19 protein-coding genes are annotated in these 19,553 nt (G+C 41.9%); 10 read left to right on the top strand and 9 right to left on the bottom strand.

The window, feature by feature from the left end:
• Window positions 1-11: 11 nt before the first annotated feature.
• The 5 genes from ABFV72_RS10375 to ABFV72_RS10355 form a co-directional block, all read right to left on the bottom strand.
• On the bottom strand, window positions 12-482 hold the full coding sequence (locus ABFV72_RS10375) for a F0F1 ATP synthase subunit B (RefSeq protein WP_101205956.1): 471 nt from the start codon (window positions 480-482) through the stop codon (window positions 12-14).
• Window positions 483-599: 117 nt separating this feature from the next.
• A complete protein-coding gene (gene atpE, locus ABFV72_RS10370; RefSeq protein WP_010197960.1) occupies window positions 600-848 on the bottom strand; it encodes a F0F1 ATP synthase subunit C in 249 nt (82 codons plus the stop codon).
• Window positions 849-881: 33 nt separating this feature from the next.
• Window positions 882-1,748, bottom strand: a complete 867-nt coding sequence (gene atpB, locus ABFV72_RS10365; protein ID WP_101205957.1) for a F0F1 ATP synthase subunit A — start codon at window positions 1,746-1,748, stop codon at window positions 882-884.
• Window positions 1,749-2,425: 677 nt separating this feature from the next.
• On the bottom strand, window positions 2,426-2,824 hold the full coding sequence (locus tag ABFV72_RS10360) for an ATP synthase subunit I (RefSeq protein WP_057762011.1): 399 nt from the start codon (window positions 2,822-2,824) through the stop codon (window positions 2,426-2,428).
• A 277-nt stretch (window positions 2,825-3,101) separates the two neighbouring features.
• Window positions 3,102-3,995: a metal ABC transporter solute-binding protein, Zn/Mn family gene (locus tag ABFV72_RS10355; RefSeq protein ID WP_347163556.1), complete on the bottom strand. Its 894-nt coding sequence runs from the start codon at window positions 3,993-3,995 to the stop codon at window positions 3,102-3,104.
• A gap of 209 nt (window positions 3,996-4,204) precedes the next feature.
• Here ABFV72_RS10355 and ABFV72_RS10350 point away from each other — a divergent pair, with 209 nt between their 5' ends.
• The 6 genes from ABFV72_RS10350 to gluQRS all read left to right on the top strand — a co-directional run bounded on the left by ABFV72_RS10350 (window position 4,205) and on the right by gluQRS (window position 9,893).
• Window positions 4,205-4,783: a Fur family transcriptional regulator gene (locus tag ABFV72_RS10350; protein WP_347163555.1), complete on the top strand. Its 579-nt coding sequence runs from the start codon at window positions 4,205-4,207 to the stop codon at window positions 4,781-4,783.
• 72 nt (window positions 4,784-4,855) lie between these two features.
• Window positions 4,856-5,653 carry a metal ABC transporter ATP-binding protein gene (locus ABFV72_RS10345; RefSeq protein WP_296211205.1) on the top strand — a complete coding sequence of 266 codons (798 nt, stop codon included), beginning with the start codon at window positions 4,856-4,858 and terminating at the stop codon, window positions 5,651-5,653.
• A 113-nt stretch (window positions 5,654-5,766) separates the two neighbouring features.
• Window positions 5,767-6,570 carry a metal ABC transporter permease gene (locus tag ABFV72_RS10340; RefSeq protein WP_347163554.1) on the top strand — a complete coding sequence of 268 codons (804 nt, stop codon included), beginning with the start codon at window positions 5,767-5,769 and terminating at the stop codon, window positions 6,568-6,570.
• 315 nt (window positions 6,571-6,885) lie between these two features.
• The gene (locus ABFV72_RS10335; protein WP_347163553.1) at window positions 6,886-7,725 is read left to right on the top strand and encodes a metallophosphoesterase; all 840 of its coding nucleotides are present in this window, start codon (window positions 6,886-6,888) and stop codon (window positions 7,723-7,725) included.
• 492 nt (window positions 7,726-8,217) lie between these two features.
• Entirely contained in the window at window positions 8,218-8,655 is a 438-nt protein-coding gene (gene dksA, locus ABFV72_RS10330; protein ID WP_057762021.1) for an RNA polymerase-binding protein DksA, read from the top strand.
• A gap of 242 nt (window positions 8,656-8,897) precedes the next feature.
• Complete coding sequence (gene gluQRS, locus ABFV72_RS10325; protein WP_347163551.1) at window positions 8,898-9,893, top strand: tRNA glutamyl-Q(34) synthetase GluQRS; 996 nt, start codon at window positions 8,898-8,900, stop codon at window positions 9,891-9,893.
• Window positions 9,894-10,034: 141 nt separating this feature from the next.
• Here the strand turns inward: gluQRS and ABFV72_RS10320 are convergent, their stop codons facing one another.
• Both ABFV72_RS10320 and murD read right to left on the bottom strand, forming a co-directional pair.
• Entirely contained in the window at window positions 10,035-11,231 is a 1,197-nt protein-coding gene (locus tag ABFV72_RS10320; protein WP_179799106.1) for an FtsW/RodA/SpoVE family cell cycle protein, read from the bottom strand.
• A 276-nt stretch (window positions 11,232-11,507) separates the two neighbouring features.
• Complete coding sequence (gene murD, locus ABFV72_RS10315) at window positions 11,508-12,932, bottom strand: UDP-N-acetylmuramoyl-L-alanine--D-glutamate ligase (protein WP_347163550.1); 1,425 nt, start codon at window positions 12,930-12,932, stop codon at window positions 11,508-11,510.
• Between the two features lie 744 nt (window positions 12,933-13,676).
• Here murD and ABFV72_RS10310 point away from each other — a divergent pair.
• The 4 genes from ABFV72_RS10310 to ABFV72_RS10295 all read left to right on the top strand — a co-directional run bounded on the left by ABFV72_RS10310 (window position 13,677) and on the right by ABFV72_RS10295 (window position 18,398).
• Window positions 13,677-15,176, top strand: coding sequence for a SulP family inorganic anion transporter (locus ABFV72_RS10310; protein WP_057762027.1), 1,500 nt, complete (start codon window positions 13,677-13,679; stop codon window positions 15,174-15,176).
• 179 nt (window positions 15,177-15,355) lie between these two features.
• Window positions 15,356-16,210, top strand: coding sequence for a universal stress protein (locus ABFV72_RS10305; protein WP_057762029.1), 855 nt, complete (start codon window positions 15,356-15,358; stop codon window positions 16,208-16,210).
• A 479-nt stretch (window positions 16,211-16,689) separates the two neighbouring features.
• The gene (locus ABFV72_RS10300; RefSeq protein ID WP_010197981.1) at window positions 16,690-17,028 is read left to right on the top strand and encodes a P-II family nitrogen regulator; all 339 of its coding nucleotides are present in this window, start codon (window positions 16,690-16,692) and stop codon (window positions 17,026-17,028) included.
• A 107-nt stretch (window positions 17,029-17,135) separates the two neighbouring features.
• Window positions 17,136-18,398 carry an ammonium transporter gene (locus ABFV72_RS10295; protein WP_057762031.1) on the top strand — a complete coding sequence of 421 codons (1,263 nt, stop codon included), beginning with the start codon at window positions 17,136-17,138 and terminating at the stop codon, window positions 18,396-18,398.
• Window positions 18,399-18,599: 201 nt separating this feature from the next.
• Here ABFV72_RS10295 and ABFV72_RS10290 read toward each other — a convergent pair whose 3' ends face one another.
• Entirely contained in the window at window positions 18,600-18,983 is a 384-nt protein-coding gene (locus ABFV72_RS10290) for a DUF2147 domain-containing protein (RefSeq protein ID WP_057762037.1), read from the bottom strand.
• A gap of 261 nt (window positions 18,984-19,244) precedes the next feature.
• Window positions 19,245-19,508 carry a hypothetical protein gene (locus ABFV72_RS10285; RefSeq protein WP_057762038.1) on the bottom strand — a complete coding sequence of 88 codons (264 nt, stop codon included), beginning with the start codon at window positions 19,506-19,508 and terminating at the stop codon, window positions 19,245-19,247.
• Between the last annotated feature and the right edge of the window lie 45 nt (window positions 19,509-19,553).

Raw genomic sequence — 19,553 nt, 5'->3', positions numbered from 1 at the left:
TATCCTCACAATTACAGCTTCGCCGCCAGTTGGTCTAACATACTGGCATGTTTTTGCACATCGACTTTGTCTTGCAAAATCTTCTCTGCACCAAGTACAGCCAGTTCAGCAACTTGGGCACGTAATGATTCACGCGCTTGATTGATTTCTTGATCGATAGATGCTTGCGCTTGTTGACGAATGCGCTCGCCTTCCGCTTGGGCTTGCGATTTTGCATCTTCGACGAGCTGATTGGCACTCTTGTTCGCTTGCTCGATTAGAGCGGCAGCCTTGGTCTTTGCAAGATCAAGTTCCTGCTGGACATTTTGCTCCGCGGTCGCCAAATCTGCTTTTGCTTTTTCTGCGGCATTCAGACCTTCAGCAATTTTACGCTGACGCTCATTGATGGCACCGATAAGTGGTGGCCACACGAATTTCATGCAAAAAATCACAAATATTGCAAAAGCAATGGCTTGACCGACGAGGGTAAAATTGATATTCACGTGATCACCTCTTTGTTAATGAAAAATCAGTTTCATTGATCATGTTTGGTAGTCAAATCTTGACTATATTTGATAGAAAGTCTCCGAATACCAAACATTTACAACTGAGCTTTCGGATTAACCTGCTAGAGGGTTAGCGAACAACAATAGCATAGCAATACCAACACCGATCATCGGAATAGCATCAAGAAGACCTGCTACGATGAACATACGAGTTTGCAATTGTGAGCCAAGCTCTGGTTGACGCGCAACGCCTTCTAAGAATTTTCCACCTAGAATAGCAAAACCAATACCTGTGCCAAGTGCGCCAAGACCGATAAGTAGTGCTACTGCGATAACTGTGTAACCACCTAATACTGGATCCATTGATGTATCCTCATTTACCTATTGAATGTCTAATTAATGTTCAGTTGATGATGCAAGCGACATGTAAACTATCGTCAGCATCATGAATACGAACGCTTGAAGTGTAATAACTAAGATGTGGAAGATAGCCCACGGTACCGATAACGCCCATTGAATCCAAAACGGCATTAGAGCAATCAGTATGAAAATCAATTCCCCAGCATACATGTTGCCGAATAGACGCAAACCAAGTGATACAGGTTTGGCTATTAGAGTAACTGCTTCTAGGATGAAGTTGATGGGAATCAAAATCGCTTGTACGATTGGGTTTTTGGCGCCAAACGGATGTAGTGTTAACTCACCGATAAAGCCGCCCAAACCTTTTTCTTTAATGCTATAAAAGATAATCAGTGCAAAGACAGAGAACGACATGCCAAGCGTGATGTTAGGATCAGTCGTTGGAACAATCTTAAAGAAAACATGATGTGGATCATGGCCCATAGCGGCACCGATTTGCCCAGCAATACCTGGAATGAAATCAACAGGTATTAAATCCATCAAGTTCATCAAAAAGATCCAGACAAAAATGGTCAACGCCAATGGCGCAATCAGTTTTGATGTACCACTGTATGAATCACGAACGTTGTTATCAACAAACTCAACGATCATCTCAACTGCTGCCTGAGTTTTTCCTGGCACGCCTGAAGTGACTTTTTTAGCAACCATCCAAAAGACGGCGCAAAATAAGATACCTAGACCAATCGACCATAGCATAGAATCAAGATGGATAGCGTTAAAGCCCATTGCCCCTGCTTCTTCAGCAGTATGAGCAACTTTCCAACCTTCGCCCGGCAGATAGCCATACGTCCAATTCGTTAAGTGGTGAGAGATATATTCTGATGATGTTTGCTCGGATGCCATAATGTAAGCTTCTTATTAATCAACGATTTAATCAACTACCAAAAATATGGTTGTCATCTGATGAGGTATAGTATTTATATCTATCTTGCTATTAAGCAAGATAGATAAACCGTACTAAATCACTCATGTAACCAACAACATCCAACCCATAGTTCTATTACTAATATGCAGTATTTGATAGCGTGAGATAAATTTTAGCTATCAAAAAAGGGCTTATGATAACTCAGTAATAGCCCTTGCATTTTTATACGCAAAATTATTATATATGTGCTTGCCCACTGACCGTTTTTTACGATCGGCGCTTAATGTAGCGCTTATAAGCAAAATATTTAGCCGCCTATATTAATGCAGCGTTGTATTCGTGTAAAGTCAATTGTGATTTTTTTATCCACTGTATGAATAAGTTAGCCACCAGTTTTACTTGCTAATATAGCCACTAACCATAATTAGATATCAGTACTCTAATTATCAGTAATACAGATAGTTGAATAACCCCTACCCTCTCACTGCATACTACGTCTAACATTGAGACTCATAGTGCGGTCTTTATAATCACTGGTGCTATCCTAAGACAGCGTTGTGCTTCGACTTTTCGAACTAGTCATAGAGAAGCTGGACGGCAGGGTGACTTGCCAGTACTATTAATAAACCATCTGTTTAGCGATCATTTATTAGCGCTAGCGTATATGCCACAACATCCAACTGTGACTAATTTGCATTACCATAAAACCGATAAACAGCGCTGGCGCAGATAGGGGTTGTACGGTAATAAAAATTAGTGCAAAACCAAACACGGTCAATAACCATTTTGACATTTGACCCCGATATAGCTGGCTAACGATATGTTGGCGCGCGCGATATCCGGTGTACCAAAAAATAAAAAACGCAAATACTGCTTGAGTGATAAAACTTAGTAGCGCACCAATTGCAGCGCTTTTTGCTATCGTAAGCTCACTATGTAGCCAAATAGTATCTACTAACCAAGCAATGATAATAAGGATAAATAGTATCCATGCTTGTCGTTTAATATAGATGCCAATCTTGTCTTTTTGCGTGCGTTTGGCAGGCTTGGTCATCGGTATTCCTATAGCCCTTACAGCATTGGGACAATATATCATACTTATGATAATTTTATCCGTGAATGACTTACTCTATAGGCATTACCTTTCGGCCAAAATAAAACGCTACTTATTATAGGTAGAGCGTAACTATTAAGCAAGTAAAATATGACTTTTATCAGTCACCTAACGCATTTTGCTAAGATTATTATATTATTTAGTCTGTCATAAATGCTTGAAGACAAGCTATACAACCAACTCAAACAATCCTAGCAAATTGCTGTTTTTGATTACATTATGAGATACATTGATATATCTGTTTGGCCATACTCTGCCAACCACTAATAAAGTCATCGCTACTACTCATATCTTCTGGTTGTACCGTACTCTTCACTGGTTGCAATTTCGCAAGTAAGCCTTTTGCTGGCTCACTTGGACTAACCAAACACATTTGCTTGGCTGGGCGTTGCTCATTCAACCAACGGAGTTGGCTTGCTTTGGGCGATAGATGATGATCCACGCTAAGGCTACCGACGAGCGTTAAATGTAAGCTATTTTCGATATATTGATAAGCATCGTGATAAGCCCAATAAGGTCGTGTTTTTGAGGCGCTCTGAACAGAGCTTTTCTCAAATGTAGTAACTTCTTTGTCTAGTTGCTGTGCAAACTTTTTCGCGTTGGCTTGATACAAGTCTTTATATTGCGGATTTGCATGGCTATGAATCACAGCCAATGCACGGGTGATGGCTTTTGCATTTTCAGGGTCTAGCCAAATATGTGGATCTAGTGTACCCGCGATAGCGTTGCCCTTTACATCACGTAATGGATGACGATTGAATGCATCGAACTCAAATAAAGCAATGGCATTTGGGGCTGTTTTTAGACTTGCTGCTAGATTGTTTTCTAGCGGCTCACCAAACCATACGACGAACTTACTGTCTTTGATTGCCTTGATATCACCTGGGCTAATACTACCATGATGTCCCACCTCCCCCGCTTGCAATAGTCGATTGGCTGATGGCGCGCCTTCTGTTACTGCTTCACTTAACAAGAATAGCGGATAATTGCTAACACTGACCGTTGCAGCTTGTGCATTCAGTGTGAAAGTTCCTAGAAATATCAGTCCTGTCATTAGCAAGCGCTGTAATGTGATAAGCGAACGTACGGAGTAAGTAAAAACAGCGTTCATAGTAAGCTCTTTTATTGTTAGATAGCATTGTTGGATAACGAAAGTATAAATAATAGTGTCCTGCCCTACTCCTGTAAAAAGGTAGATAGACAAGACTATTATAAGACTATTAACTCAGTTCTTACTTTAGTATGTTATACTATAACAATAAAAAACGCTATCATAAAAAACGTCATGCGATTACCATGCTATTTTTAGGAGCTTGTACCATGTCTACTACTTCATCGATCTGCGAACATTTGCATGATGTGCAAGATCTGACTCCGCATGATGTTCATGAACGCTTAGCAGCAGCTAAAGAGCATTGCCGTCTAAATGGCGCGCGATTTACTCCTTTGCGTCAGCAGATATATCAATTGGTCTTGGAGGCAGATCAGCCCGTTGGCGCTTATGACCTAATCACTCAGTTGCAGCAAATGCGACTGTCTATACCTGATGACAGCGATATTCAAAAAGTAGCGAGCTCACCAACACTTTCGGTAGACACTAAGACAACCAAAAAACGTGCGCCGAAAAATGTCGCGCCACCGACGGTTTATCGCAGTTTAGAATTCTTACTAAGTGAAGGGTTGATTCATCAGTTAACCTCTATTAATGCTTATGTTCCTTGCTGTCATCCGCGCGCCCAGCATACAGCCGCCTTTTTGATCTGCGATCAGTGTCAACGCGTGCAAGAATGCAGCAGCCTACCCGTTCAGGAAATGATGAGCTTTGCCGAGCAAGATGTAGGGTTTGTGGTTGAGCGTAGTGTCATTGAGCTTAGCGGTCGTTGCCAAGCTTGCCAGTAGAGCTACTATGGTTTGTGTAAACGTTTTAAGCATGATTCGTCGATTGTCTATTTACCTATGCGTTGTCATATTATGAATACCTCTACCCTACCTTCTAATCAGTCAAATACTGCTGTTGCGAATAGCAGTACTGTGAGTAATGCTGACAAATTATTGAGCTTAAACAATATCAGTTACCATATTGGGCCTCAACGCCTGCTCTCTCACATAGATATCGACATTGCTGTTAACGAGACAGTCAGCCTTATCGGTCCCAATGGCGCTGGTAAGTCAACGCTAGTCAAACTTATCTTAGGTTTGATTGAGTCAACTGATGGCTCTATGACAGCACATCAGCCGCTACAGCTTGGCTACGTACCGCAGCGATTTGCTGTGCCACCGATATTACCACTACGCGTTTGCGACTTGTTGGGGCAAGCAGATAAGAAACGTTTAACCCCTGAGCAGCGACAATTTATCTTCGATAACTTATCATTAACGCATTTACTGTCACGGCAGATGTTGCATTTATCAGGTGGTGAGACACAGCGCGTACTATTGGCCAGAGCGCTACTAGACAAACCCAACTTGCTTATTTTAGACGAGCCGATGCAGGGTCTCGATCCCGATACTGAAGTTTGGCTCTATCAGTTTATTGATGAGCTGCCTGATTTCTTACGTTGCGCCATGCTAGTGGTGTCTCATGATTTGCACTGGGTCATGAAAGGCAGCCGCCGCGTCATTTGTTTGAATAAGCATATTTGCTGTGAAGGACAACCTAGCGAGCTGGCTATTAGTACTGAATTTCAAAAGCTATTTGGTCATCATTATGAGCAGCCATACGTACATCAGCCTCATGCCTGTGAACACCATGCACCAAGCGAGTTATAGCGTTAGTAATCAAGGTTCGAAATCGTCGAAATCTAGCTCATTAAAGCCAAAACTATTAAACATATAAGCCATATAGCTTTACTCTATTTATAAAATTTTTACGGACATTCATTATGACTGCTTGGTTAGCCATCATTGCGCCTGCTTGGATCGCTGGCAGTATATTAGCGTTATTATCAGCGCCGTTAGGTTGCTTAGTATTGTGGCGGCGCATGGCGTTCTTCGCTGATGCCTTAGCCCATGGCACTTTGTTAGGTGTGGCTTTAGCGGTGTGGTGGCAACTGCCAATGGGTATCGGCATTGCATTAGTCAGTGTTATGGTCGTGCTAGGACTGGTATTGATTGATGATGAGCGTCTGCCAGTTGATGCTGTATTGGCAGTCGTCTCAGTGTCGCTCTTGTGCCTAGGCTTGCTGGCCTTGACCCAATTGACTGACCAACAGGCCAATGTGCTCGGGTTTTTATTCGGCAACTTGCTAGACCTTGATTGGGTAGATTTGCCTTTGCTTGCTGGTAGCGTATTAGCTGGCTTGGGACTGCTTATTTATATTTGGCCTGCGCAAATCAAGCTGGCAACGCATGAAGCATTGGCACGTATTCAAGGTATCAACCCAACACGGCAACGACTGTTTTTTATGGGTGTACTGGCAGGGTTTTGTGCGATTGCACTACAAGCAGTTGGAAGCCTATTAATTAGCGGATTATTAGTGCTACCTGCACTGACCGCACGTCTATGGTCGGCATCGCCAAAACAAATGGTGATTATAGCGTTGATAATCGCTCAACTGGGTGTGACACTTGGTGTGTGGGGCAGTATTTGGTTAGACATTCAAACAGGTCTTTCTATCGTCTTGATATTAGCTGCTTTATTTTTTACTGCACTCATTTTTTCGAAGTTAATAAAGATAAAACTTTAGTTAGCGTCGTTGTAAATACGTTATAATAAATGAAACATGACTTTTTTCGCTATCTTTTTGTTCGACTTTATTTTATTAATATAATGAATACTTTAGCTTGATAATACTATAAGGTGGCTCTAGACTTTAAATTTGATATTACTAGTTGATAGTATAAATATCGTTGATTAGAGTCAAAGTAAGCTCTAAGCAAACGCTATGCTCTTTTATAGTAGATTCATGATAATTATAAATACCCAGTGAAAAATAGTAGCTCATTTATCCATACTCGCGCTAAAAATACTTATTGTTGTGATTCGATAAGGGACTGAACCAATGCCAAACTATCCTGCCAATAAGTTAAGCACCTCCGACCAAACAATAAATATTTTACAGATTACTGATTTGCATTTATCGACGCCTGTCTTTGTTGATGAGAGTGACATCTATAGTGATGACATGGCTTGTCAGCGTAGTTTTGAAGCAGTACTCCAACAAGCGCTTAGTGAAGATATTCGCTGTGATCTGATTATTGTAACCGGTGACTTGGTCAATCGAGTAAAGTCCTCAATTTATGATCATATCTTTACTGTATTACAAGCGACTCAGATTCCTTTTGCTTGTATTGCTGGTAATCATGATGTGACGGACGAGAATGGTAAAGACTTGCCGTTTTTTCAACGAGAGCTTGTCGCTCAGCCTGCTGACTCACGTTTGTTAAGTCGTCATGTCATTGAGACTGAATACTGGCAGCTGTTGTTATTAGACTCCTCCATTTCTGGTAAGGTCGCAGGCGAAATCACGCCTACTGATATCGATTGGTTATGTGAGAGACTTAGCACCTGTGATAAGCCCGCATTAATCGCCCTACACCATCATATTGTTCCAGTTGATTCTGACTGGATTGATACCCATATGGCAGAAAACACTGAAAGTTTTTGGCAGCATATGGCACCATTTGAACAGCTACAAGTGGTAATCAGTGGCCATACTCACCAAGAGCAAGTTCGACTGCGCCAAGGCGTCACGGTGTATAGCACGCCATCTACCTGCTATCAGTTCAAACCTTATGAAGATGATTTCTCTTATGATGAGCATGCACTACCAGGATATCGCTGGTTGCAATTAGCCAACAATGGAACAGTTGCAAGCTGGGTTGAAAGACTGGATACTTGATGCCCAGAATTATTAGCACTAGTATAAGTCTTAGCCCTTATTACTTATAGCTTTCGTCAATATTTTTTGATAAAAAATACAGTAATAAACAAATAAAATATGCATTCAATATAAAAAATCACTTCATTATTATTACAAACAATGATACAACTTATGAAATAAAGCAAGGGTGGCCCCATATCTGATATGAAGCCACTGCACGATAGCTAGGATGGCCCATTAACCACAAGCTCAGTTTTCACAATCAATGACCTACGGCATGCTTTAGACAGTATTATTAAAACCGAAGTTTGTATAACAACCTATCTAACAATCGGTATATAACTGTCAAGATCTAAAGTCTACGATATTATTTGATCAGCTGTGTTACTTGTATTACCAAGTGGTGAAACGTTTGATAAAAGGACAAATTGTAGCGTTTGTAGCATTAATAACGTCTTGTCTTTTGATACGTCGTTTTATTGAATTAATTTGAAAAAGTAGGATACCCATATGAGCACCCTGACCACGAATCCGAGTGAAGTTAAATTTACTCCTTATGTGCCGGCCAAAGACGAAGAGTATATGTCTGATGCGCAGTTGGAGCACTTTAAGGCTATTTTATTGGATTGGAAAAACCAACTGATTGGTGAAGCGGATCGTACCAAAAACTATATCCAAGATGAGTCAAGCGCCATGCCAGACATCAATGACCGTGCCACTCAAGAAGAAGAGTTTGCATTGGCATTACGTACTCGTGACCGTGAGCGCAAACTTATCCGCAAAATTGACAAATCTATGTTAGAAATCGAAAATGATGACTATGGATTTTGCGAGACTTGTGGTGTAGAGATTGGATTACGTCGCCTTGAGGCACGTCCAACCGCTACCCAATGTATCGACTGCAAAACCTTATCTGAAATCAAAGAACGTCAAAACCAAGGCGCTTAGATCAGATATTACAGATATGAATGTAAACAGAAGCGACCTTCTAATAGGTCGCTTTTTGTATTTTAGACTGTCACTATTTTGCTAACCTCATAGCACTACTTCACAAGATATAATCGCCTGAATAATGATACAACTAACAAAACAATCTCATTTAATGAATATCTTTTGATACTCATATTTATTATTCTATCTTTATTACCTTTTATAGACAGCCATTTATTTTGAAAACAATGCCTACCGCCATGCCGACTCAAACGCCACCATCACAGCCCATTGGCCGCTTTGCGCCTTCACCAACAGGTGAGTTACATCTCGGCTCTCTAACCACTGCGCTTGCCAGCTTTTGCCATATCAAATCAATCGGTGGTAAGTGGCTGTTACGTATGGAAGATACCGATACTGAACGCTGTGATAGACAGTTCACTGAGCAAATTTTGATGGATCTTGAGGCACTTGGATTACATTGGGATGGTGATGTCATTTATCAGTCTGAGCGCATTGATATCTATAACGATTATCTATCATCATATCTGCGGCCGTTGACCTATGGCTGCCAATGCTCTCGTAAAGACTTAGAACAGTACTGGGCGCAAGAAGAGATAAGTAGAAACCATAGTCCTGCTAGTTTAGCTGCGCTGACCGACCAGACATCGTTAGACGAACAAGTTTCACCAATTGATCAAGTACATTCAAATAGACAACGCTATCCGCGTCGCTGTGTGTCAGCTGACCTTGATAGACAGCAGCATAAGCTACGTATTCAACTACCAGACTATCGGATTGGCTTCAATGACGGTATTCAGGGACTACAATGGGATAATCCGCAGCAGACGTTAGGCGATATGGTCGCTCGTCGTCAGGATGGCATGATTAATTATATACTGGCAGCCAGCCTCGATGATGGTCTACAGCAGGTTACTCATATCATGCGTGGTCTTGACATCCTACCTATGACGACGGCGCAAATCGGTATCATGCAAGCCACCCGCCTACCTACTATTGACCAATGGTATCATCTGCCATTGATTAATAATGCTGACGGCCAAAAACTCTCTAAGCAAAACCTTGCTCAACCAATCGATACATCAGATCCTAGCCAACTTATTGCTGAAGCCCTATCACTACTACAGCAAGCAAAGGTTGATATCGATACCCCAGAAAACATGCTCAAACAAGCCATTGCGCAATGGGATAACACCCCGTTACAGGGTAAGCAGCAGTTAAATCTGTCTTATTAATAAGAGTTATTCCATCAAAAGTCATAACATAGACAATAAAAAGCGCCACTATGAGTGACGCTTTTTATTGCAATAGTACTGCACACTATTTACCGAAACTCTGAAACTACATTATGCCAAGCCCATTGTATGCAAAACCTATTAGTAATAACGGCATTGGCTTTTTTCTATTTCAGGGCTTTCTTTATATATCTTCAATAATAGCGCGACCATAACCAAGCTAATCAACATAGACGATCCGCCATAACTAAAGAACGGCATAGTGAGACCTTTGGTTGGGATGGCACCCATGTTCATCGCAGCGTTAATAATCGTCTGGGCAATAAATACTACACCGATTCCGAAAGCGGTATAGCTCATACGCATCTGGCGGCGTTTCAGAGCGTTGTAACTGATTCGCATCGCACTACCGATGATCAACGCTTCAAGTATCAGCACCATGCTGACACCGACGAACCCTAACTCTTCACCCGTAATGGCTAATAGGAAATCCGTATGCGCCTCAGGCAAATGCGACAGTTTCTGTACACTTTCGCCATAGCCGACACCCGTGAACTGCCCACGACCAAAGGCGATCAAACTACGTGCGAGCTGATAATCAGTATCCTGCACATCGTCAAATGGATCCATAAACGACATCACACGCACCAATCGGTACTCGGCCGTAGTCACCATCAAAACAGCCCCACCGATAGCAGCAGCACCCAAGGCTAAGAAATGCTTGTAAGGTGCCCCAGCGATATAAAAAATCGCGAACAACGTACCAATGATGACGACAAAAGAACCAAAATCTGGCTGTGACAATAGCAGTATCGTTATTAGCGCCACTACCAGCATAATTCGTAAGAAACCGTCTAGGCCATTACGAACTTCAAAAGATCGCCGCACCACAAAGTCAGATACAAACACAATCATGACCAGTTTGGCTAACTCGGCTACCTGAAAGTTAAAACCACCTACCGTAAGCCAGCGTTTAGAGCCATTAATTGGTGTGCTAAACAATGTGGCAACAAGCAATAGCCCCGTGATGCCTAACAAAGCAAACTGGGTCTCGGTCTTATATAGTGTGCGTAAAGACACGCCATAATAAGGAATGACCGCAACGATTAAACCAATCGTCATATACAACAACTGGTTTTTGAAAAAATACAGCTCGGTCATACCGCGGCTGAGCGCAAAAGGGATAGAAGCAGAAGCAACCATCAGCAAGCTAAGCACCATCATACAGCCGACGCTTGATAATAAAATTGCGCGCGCTGATGGCATAGATAGAACACCATCTGAGCCAGAGGTTTGCTTGGTTTGGGGCGAGGAGCGAAAAAAAGAAGAGAGCGCCATAATTTTATATACACTAACAAACGAAAAACACGGCGTCTATGAAACGCCACCGTTTAAAAAATCATAAAGTAAATCGTACTAGATAGATGATAGAAAACCTGTAACCATCGGCAAACGCCTTAGCTAGCACCTATTTTAGTAATCAGGATTATATGCTTGACAGTAGCAGCAATCTATAAGCAAAACAATCATTTATCCATAAAATACTGGCTGTTGCTAGAGAAGAGACATCTGCTATGCCAATCTATATAGCTGCTTAATATATTCGACTACCTATCAAGCTTCTGATTGTGCGGTGTCTAATTGATTGACCAGTTGGCTAAAGTGCTCACCGCGAGCCGCATAACCACTATATTGGTCAAAGCTAGCACAGGCAGGTGACAACAATACAGCCTGTACTTGCGATAAACTACTGGTAGTGACTTGTTGAATAGTCGCAAACGCATTCTCTAATGTCTGACACTGATGTAGTGCGACATCATCACTCAATTTCGCAGCTCTTAGATGTTGTTCAATCTGCTGACCATCTTCACCAATAAACAAAACTTGGCTCACATATTGATTGATAAAAGGCGTTAATTCACCAAACTGTTGCCCTTTGCCTTGCCCGCCTAAGATCAATAATAGCTTACCGTCTTTCGGCGCATAGACTGCACCCAAGCCTTCGATAGCGGCCATGGTCGAACCAATATTGGTGCCTTTAGAATCATTGAAATAATCAATACCAGCAGCATTTGCCACATATTGGCAGCGGTGCTCAAGACCTGTGAACTGCTGCAAAGTGGTTAGCATGCTCTCTAGCGGTAATCCTGCAAGCTCGCCAAGTGCCAGAGCCGCTTGCGCATTCAGTAGATTATGACGACCTTTAATCAACAGTTTGTCTGCCGAAAGTAATCGTTCTGTACCACGAGCAAGATAAGTTTGGCCCTCTGTGTCGGTAATCAGACCATACTGACCTTTATCAGGGGCATGAATACCCGTACTAATTCTCGGTAGATTGTCCGCGACCAATGGACGAGTGAGCGCATCTTCACGGTTAATCATCACCGACTTGGCACCTTGGAAGATACGGTGTTTGGCTTGATGGTAGCCAAGCATGTCTCCATGACGATCTAAATGATCAGGCGACATATTGAGCACAGTCGCTACTTTTGCGCCCAAATTGGTGACGGTTTCTAATTGAAAGCTAGACAGCTCAAGTACCGCAAGTTCCATATCAGAATTATCTAGCAATGTTAAAGCTGGTACACCGATATTGCCACCGACACCTACGTTAACGCCAGCATCTGCCGCCATTTGACCAACTAACGTAGTGACCGTACTTTTGGCGTTAGAACCTGTAATCGCTACGATGGGTACGGTACACGCTTCACAGAACAGTTGAATATCGCTAACTACAGGAATATTAGCTTGGCGAGCAGCAGCCACAGCGGCAGTCTCAAGAGAAATACCTGGGCTAATAATAATACGTGCCGCTTGCTGCAATAAATCGGCATCTATCGCACCAAACTGACGAATCTCAATCTCGGCTGGCAACTGATCGGCCAACTTAGGGGCAGCTTGAGCATCAGTGACTGCGACTTGATAGCCTTGCTTGCCCAGATAATGCGCGACTGACAATCCAGACTGCCCCAAACCGACCACGACTTGTAGACCACTACCCTTATGAAGTAAGGCTTCTGTTGCTGTATTAGTGGTCATATCTATTCCTTCTATTGAACGAAAAAAGTTGTATCAAATAAATCTGCTGTATAGCGACTCTAAACGACGCCGCTAAGATATGCAGCATCTTAACGCCATCGTTCAAATTTCGGTACTGATTTTTTATGAGTTTATGCTATTATTCGCCTATTTTTATATTAAGTGGCTAATGCTATAATAGTCAGCTTGATTAATATTTATCAGTATTTTGCTGAGCACATTGCTCAAGCATTTTAGTTTAGCATGTTGTCACATTTATCGCGCTATTGTCACGCCTCTTCATCAACGATTCTTGTTGTGATAAGGGTGTATCAGACAATTTTGATAATTTGACGAGTGATATATCACCTTCTACTACAGCAAGTGATTGCTGACTCTATATATTATTGTAGGTACATCTATCTAGTTGCCTATTTTAAGCAATCTTTTAAAAAATATTTTTAGGTAATTTACTGCCCTTATCATCGTATTGATTATTGATGAGCGTATTTTTGATACCAAAAAAATCAGTAGATACTTTGGTTATTAGTTAGATACTTTGGTTATTAGTTAGATACTTTAGTTATTAGTTACCTCAGTTATTAGTTAGATATCTTGGTTATTAGTTTCTCACAATCCAACACAGCAACATGACCTAGTGCATGTTGACGTAAAAGAAAAATGAATAGCTATTATTAGCGACGCGATCATTTTATAAATGAGTAATGATTACTTTTTTTGCCTCTAACCCTATGTAGTTTACTTATGACATCTTTTATTGATAACTTGCGTGACGAGTGGTTTTCCAATGTTCGCGGTGACGTTTTATCGGGTTTGGTTGTAGCTCTAGCCCTTATTCCAGAAGCCATTGCCTTTTCCATTATCGCTGGTGTTGATCCAAAGGTTGGCTTATATGCCTCATTTTGTATCGCGGTAGTGATCAGTTTTGTCGGTGGTCGTCCAGGTATGATTTCGGCAGCGACTGGCGCGATGGCATTGGTCATGGTCGATTTGGTTGCTGACCACGGTCTGCAATATTTGCTTGCCGCAACTTTGCTTTGTGGTGCCATTCAGGTCGTGATGGGCATTCTAAAACTTGGTAATCTGATGCGCTTTGTCTCCCGCTCAGTGGTTATCGGTTTCGTCAACGCTTTAGCAATATTGATTTTTGCTGCGCAATTACCAGAATTAAACCCAATGACTGAGCGTGTTGGCATGACCGTTTATATCATGACGGCAGCTGGTTTGGCGATTATTTATCTGTTTCCACTTATTCCTAAAATCGGTCGCATCGTTCCTTCACCACTTATTTGTATTGTAGGTTTGACCGCCGTTGCAATGTATATGAATCTCGACATTCGCAACGTTGGTAGCATGGGTGATTTGCCAGATTCACTGCCAGTGTTTTTGTTGCCTGACATTCCATTAAACCTAAATACCTTATTGATTATTGCGCCATACTCTATCGCGCTTGCCATTGTCGGTCTTTTAGAGTCTATGATGACAGCGACGATCGTTGATGAACTGACTGATACCCCAAGTGATAAAAACAAAGAGTGTCGTGGTCAAGGTATGGCTAATGTCGTATCAGGTTTCTTTGGTGGTATGGCAGGCTGTGCGATGATTGGCCAGTCAATGATCAACGTCAAATCGGGTGGTCGTACGCGTCTATCTACTTTGATGGCAGGTGTTGTGCTTCTTATTATGGTCGTGTTCTTAAGCGAATGGGTCAGTCAAATTCCAATGGCAGCCTTGGTTGCAGTCATGATTATGGTATCGATTGGTACGTTTAATTGGCAGTCTATTCGCGAGTTTAAAACGCATCCAATGTCATTTAATATCGTCATGCTAGCGACTGTATTGACTACCGTCTTTACTCACAACTTAGCTTACGGTGTCGGCGTAGGTGTCTTACTATCTGCTTTAGCATTTGCTAATAAAATTGGTCAGTTCTTAACGATCTTTAGTGAATATGATGATAGCAGCAATACCCGCTACTATTATGTTCAAGGGCAGGTATTCTTTGCCTCTACCACCCAGTTCTTGCATAGTTTCGATACCAAAGAGGCTGTAGATAGTATTCAGATTGATGTAAGCCAAGCACATTTTTGGGATGTCAGCGCTGTTGACACCTTAGACAAACTAGTGATGCGCTTGCAACGTGAAGGCATTGATGTCAAAGTGGTAGGACTCAACAATGCGAGTCGAACACTGATTGATCGCTTCTCTGTTCATGACCGCCGAGACATTGGCTTGTTAGACTAAGCGAAACTGCTAAGCAAATCTACGCGGTTGCCATGTGGCTATATTATTAGTCCATGACTGATGTATAGGATATTAATAGACAGTTATCTTGGTAGAAGGGTTGGGTTGGATGTATTTTTCATACATCCAACCTAAACTAAGATAGCAGATTTTTATTATTAAAATGATGTGGTCGTTTTATGAGTAATTTAAAACCAGATAGTGTGATTGCTTGCTTGGACTGTCCTGATCATGTTCAAGCGGTACTAGAGGCCAGTATGTGGGCTTCTATTCGCCTGCGCGCGCCTGTTGGCTTATTACATTCGATGCCAAGTTTGCAGCAAAAAGCCGCTATTAATTATTCTGGTTGCCTCAATATTGATGACGAAAACGCTTTGCTCGAACAGTTCACATCCAAAGAGCATTTAAGCAACTGTGAGCTAAAAGCACAAGGCCGATTGTTATTATCTCAAGCAACCTCGTATTGTGAACAGCAACGCCATAAGCTAAAGACATATACACTACATCGTCATGAGAACCTCAACCAAAGCATTGATTACGTCGATGACAAAGCACAAATGATCGTTATAGGTCATCATGTCACCTGCAAATCTACACTGAGCCAACTTATTCGAGTCAGTCACTGCCCCATTTTGGTGACACATGCACCATTTTTGCCCCCTACTACTGCTTTATTTGCGTTTGATAATAGTCCAACGTGCCATAAACTACTAAATTGGCTGTGTAAAACGCCACTGGTGCGTGCACTAACGGTTCATATTGTGATGGTTGGCAAGGAAACTTCTGATAACTGTGATGCGTTGCGTGAAGCCTATGCCAAGCTCAAACAGGCGGGTATCAAATCCAAAAAGACATTGCTGGATTGCCGTGATGTCGCGGCAGCTTTGAACTACTATCAAAACCAACATGATATCGGTTTACTTATGACTGGGGCTTTTGGCCAATCTCGTCTACGCGAATTACTACAAGGTAGCGATACAAAAAAGCTATTGGTCAGCACAAAAACCCCTTATCTACTCTTTCCTAAAGCATAACGACGTATATATAAACACGTCCAAACCCTTTATCTACCTAAGCACAGGGGTCTGACTACTATGTTAGGCTCTGCCGCTTATCTCTATTTTCTCTCTACCTTCCCGCCATTCATCTTTGATACGCTTGCATGAAAAGGCCAAGCTAACGACCAAACTCAAGTTAGCAAATCGTCACATGAAATAAAGGGATAGCCTCCCCAAGCACTCAAAAAGTTGGTTATAATAAAGTTTTCGTTAACCAAACGCTAAAGATTGATTCACCTTTATTATGCTTGTAGCGATGGCTCTAATCGTTGCATCGTAGCCCATATTCTATGTTACTACTGTCATTACTTTTTAGTGAACAACGCCAATTCTACCTCCCCCCTTGAGTAGGTTGGCACGGTTCTTGAATAACTTACAGTAAGCAAGGCAGAGATATGATGATGCACCATAGTACTTCTATCAATCTGCGGCATCACACAAATAAGGAATTTTTTATGAAGCTAATCACTGCGATCTTAAAACCGTTTAAGCTCGACGACGTGCGTGAAGCGCTTTCCGACATCGGTGTTAAAGGTGTCACTGTCACTGAAGTCAAAGGTTTCGGTCGTCAAAAAGGTCATACAGAGCTCTATCGCGGCGCAGAATACGTGGTGGACTTTTTACCTAAAGTAAAAGTCGAAGTCGCTGTGATCGACGAAATGGTTGAGCCTGCTATCGAGGCAATCACTCGTATCGCTAGCACTGGTAAGATTGGTGATGGCAAGATTTTCGTCACTGCACTTGAGCAAGTTATCCGCATCCGTACGGGTGAAACAGGACCTGACGCTATCTAAATTTGAAGACCTACCTACGGGCATAAACTTATAGGTACAGACTCTTACAGCATTTTTATCTATCGGTAATGCCGATATCTATATTATAAATTCAAGGGGGAATTTAAATGGAAAGTCAAATCTTTGAGCTCCAATATGCGCTCGATACGTTTTACTTTTTGATATGTGGTGCGTTGGTCATGTGGATGGCAGCAGGCTTCACTATGTTAGAGGCCGGACTGGTCCGATCAAAAAATACAGTCGAAATCTTAACCAAAAACGTCGCACTATTTGCAACGGCTAGTATCATGTATATGGTATGCGGCTATGCGATTATGTATGGTGGCGACCTATTCTTAAGCGGAATTGCAGGCGGTGATACGTTAGTAGAAGACGCCTTAGCAGCCTCTGCTGAAAACGGCTTCGGTGGCGACTCTGTCTACTCTGCCGCATCAGACTTTTTCTTCCAAGTGGTCTTTGTAGCGACCTGTATGTCAATCGTATCAGGTGCCGTTGCTGAGCGCATGAAACTGTGGTCATTCTTATTATTTGCTGTGGTCATGACCGGTGTTATCTACCCACTAGAAGGTAGCTGGACATGGGGCGGCAACGATGTCTTTGGTTTATTCAACCTAGGCGACATGGGCTTCTCTGACTTTGCAGGCTCTGGTATTGTGCATATGGCAGGTGCAGCAGCAGCTCTAGCAGGTGTATTGCTCTTAGGCTCACGTAAAGGTAAATATGGCCCTAACGGCGAGATACGCGCTATTCCTGGTGCCAATCTACCATTGGCAGCACTCGGTACACTAATCTTGTGGATGGGTTGGTTCGGTTTCAACGGTGGTTCAGTGCTTAAATTAGGCGACATCGCTAGTGCTAATGCTGTTGCAATGGTATTCTTGAACACTAATGCTGCTGCTGCCGGCGGTGCTGTCGGTGCCTTAATCTTAGCCCGCATCATCTTTGGTAAAGCGGATCTAACCATGCTCCTAAACGGTGCACTAGCAGGTCTAGTAGCCATTACTGCTGAGCCTTCAACGCCTTCTGCATTACAAGCTACTATCTTTGGTGTTATTGCCGGTATCATTGTAGTGTTATCAATCTTAGCCTTAGACAAAATCAAGATTGATGATCCAGTTGGTGCAATCTCAGTTCATGGTGTGGTCGGTCTATTTGGCTTGCTAATTGTACCTATCACTAACCCAGCATCTACCTTTATCGGTCAGATTGTAGGCGCTGCAACCATCTTTGCTTGGGTATTCATTGCCAGCCTAGTGGTTTGGTCTATTATCAAGCTGGTTATCGGTCTACGTATCTCTGAAGAAGATGAGTACGAAGGTGCTGATATTGCAGAATGTGGTATGGAAGCTTACCCAGAATTTATAAGATAAGCTCCTTTTAAGTAAGCTAAAGATTGATGTCAAATGCGCTGATACTACCTACTGTAGTATCAGCGCTTATAGTTTTAGTGTTTAAAGTTCTCCCTTATTAAAGATATGAAATATAAGCTTAAATCTAAAACGTAAAAAATCCCGCGAGACCTTCCGGTAACGCGGGATTTTTATATATTACGCTGAAACTAGTTTTTTGGTTTATTTCTTTTTCCACTCTTGGCTACGAGAGAATGGCCCGATATAGCCTTTTAGCTTTAATGTGTTGCCGCTTAAGCTTGCAGTCATACGATAGTCTTTACCTTTTGCTGGATCAGTAATCGTACCACCACTATATTTACCACCACCGTCAGCTTTTAGACCTCTAATAATGGTCGTACCAACGTGCTTTTTGCCTTTCGCAGTATTGGCAGCAATAAGAGTACCGGTCAGAACACCATTTGACTCAGTGATTTTTACCGTACCTTTTGGTTCACCATCATCATATGTCTGCCAAGTAGTGTTGGCTAATGGGTCAGCGGCGAATGCCATGCTAGCAATACCAATACCAGCAACTGCTAAAGTGGTCTTTGTAAATAATTTCATAGATTGACTCCCTTCATACAATGATTACTCGAAACGTTATGTTTCTGTTGTCCTATGCTTATCCTTTGCTAGAACCTTTCATTACGAGCTTTACGGTTTCGACCTTTTTAAATGATAGTTACCATTACAACTTATAAGCTTTTGGTCAAAGATTCGAGCGACACAAGCGATGTCTTAACTCATTATAAGCAATTTTTAGGTTTTGCCTAGTAATTTTTTTACAGTTTCTTATTTCTGTAAAAATAAAACCATATCAAAGACTTATAGGAAAGGATTGTCGATATCTTTATCTAATTGGTCATCATTTTCCTTTGACTTAGCATCATTCTTACTATATAGATTTTTATCTGCAAATGCTTGTACGATTTTCTCCGACAGCTCATGTAACTGTTGGGCTTGCTCGTATCCTAACTCGTCAAAAGTGAGATCAATATCACCATATATAATAATCTTGTCTTTTTGATTTTCAATGACAAGATCACCAATCTGCATGCTTTGATGGTCGTTGGCGAATGGCTCAATCATTTGATTATCCTTATTATCAGTAACATTTTATTTTTTTCGAACTGA

The sequence above is a fragment of the Psychrobacter proteolyticus genome (genome assembly GCF_039762275.1).
GTDB classification, from domain to species: Bacteria; Pseudomonadota; Gammaproteobacteria; order Pseudomonadales; family Moraxellaceae; genus Psychrobacter; species Psychrobacter proteolyticus_C.
The sequence above is the reverse complement of the archived record's forward strand: the minus strand, read 5'-3'. Positions and strand labels throughout refer to the sequence as shown.

What these genes read in the sequence shown, in the direction of transcription:
- ABFV72_RS10335 (WP_347163553.1), top strand. Translation starts at nt 6,886, where the DNA reads ATGCCAAACTATCCTGCCAATAAGTTAAGCACCTCCGACCAAACAATA.
- ABFV72_RS10320 (WP_179799106.1), bottom strand. Translation starts at nt 11,231, where the DNA reads ATGGCGCTCTCTTCTTTTTTTCGCTCCTCGCCCCAAACCAAGCAAACC.
- murD (WP_347163550.1), bottom strand. Translation starts at nt 12,932, where the DNA reads ATGACCACTAATACAGCAACAGAAGCCTTACTTCATAAGGGTAGTGGT.
- ABFV72_RS10305 (WP_057762029.1), top strand. Translation starts at nt 15,356, where the DNA reads ATGAGTAATTTAAAACCAGATAGTGTGATTGCTTGCTTGGACTGTCCT.
- ABFV72_RS10285 (WP_057762038.1), bottom strand. Translation starts at nt 19,508, where the DNA reads ATGATTGAGCCATTCGCCAACGACCATCAAAGCATGCAGATTGGTGAT.
- ABFV72_RS10290 (WP_057762037.1), bottom strand. Translation starts at nt 18,983, where the DNA reads ATGAAATTATTTACAAAGACCACTTTAGCAGTTGCTGGTATTGGTATT.
- ABFV72_RS10350 (WP_347163555.1), top strand. Translation starts at nt 4,205, where the DNA reads ATGTCTACTACTTCATCGATCTGCGAACATTTGCATGATGTGCAAGAT.
- atpB (WP_101205957.1), bottom strand. Translation starts at nt 1,748, where the DNA reads ATGGCATCCGAGCAAACATCATCAGAATATATCTCTCACCACTTAACG.
- dksA (WP_057762021.1), top strand. Translation starts at nt 8,218, where the DNA reads ATGAGCACCCTGACCACGAATCCGAGTGAAGTTAAATTTACTCCTTAT.
- ABFV72_RS10340 (WP_347163554.1), top strand. Translation starts at nt 5,767, where the DNA reads ATGACTGCTTGGTTAGCCATCATTGCGCCTGCTTGGATCGCTGGCAGT.
- ABFV72_RS10345 (WP_296211205.1), top strand. Translation starts at nt 4,856, where the DNA reads ATGAATACCTCTACCCTACCTTCTAATCAGTCAAATACTGCTGTTGCG.
- ABFV72_RS10300 (WP_010197981.1), top strand. Translation starts at nt 16,690, where the DNA reads ATGAAGCTAATCACTGCGATCTTAAAACCGTTTAAGCTCGACGACGTG.
- ABFV72_RS10360 (WP_057762011.1), bottom strand. Translation starts at nt 2,824, where the DNA reads ATGACCAAGCCTGCCAAACGCACGCAAAAAGACAAGATTGGCATCTAT.
- atpE (WP_010197960.1), bottom strand. Translation starts at nt 848, where the DNA reads ATGGATCCAGTATTAGGTGGTTACACAGTTATCGCAGTAGCACTACTT.
- ABFV72_RS10355 (WP_347163556.1), bottom strand. Translation starts at nt 3,995, where the DNA reads ATGAACGCTGTTTTTACTTACTCCGTACGTTCGCTTATCACATTACAG.
- ABFV72_RS10310 (WP_057762027.1), top strand. Translation starts at nt 13,677, where the DNA reads ATGACATCTTTTATTGATAACTTGCGTGACGAGTGGTTTTCCAATGTT.
- ABFV72_RS10295 (WP_057762031.1), top strand. Translation starts at nt 17,136, where the DNA reads ATGGAAAGTCAAATCTTTGAGCTCCAATATGCGCTCGATACGTTTTAC.
- gluQRS (WP_347163551.1), top strand. Translation starts at nt 8,898, where the DNA reads ATGCCGACTCAAACGCCACCATCACAGCCCATTGGCCGCTTTGCGCCT.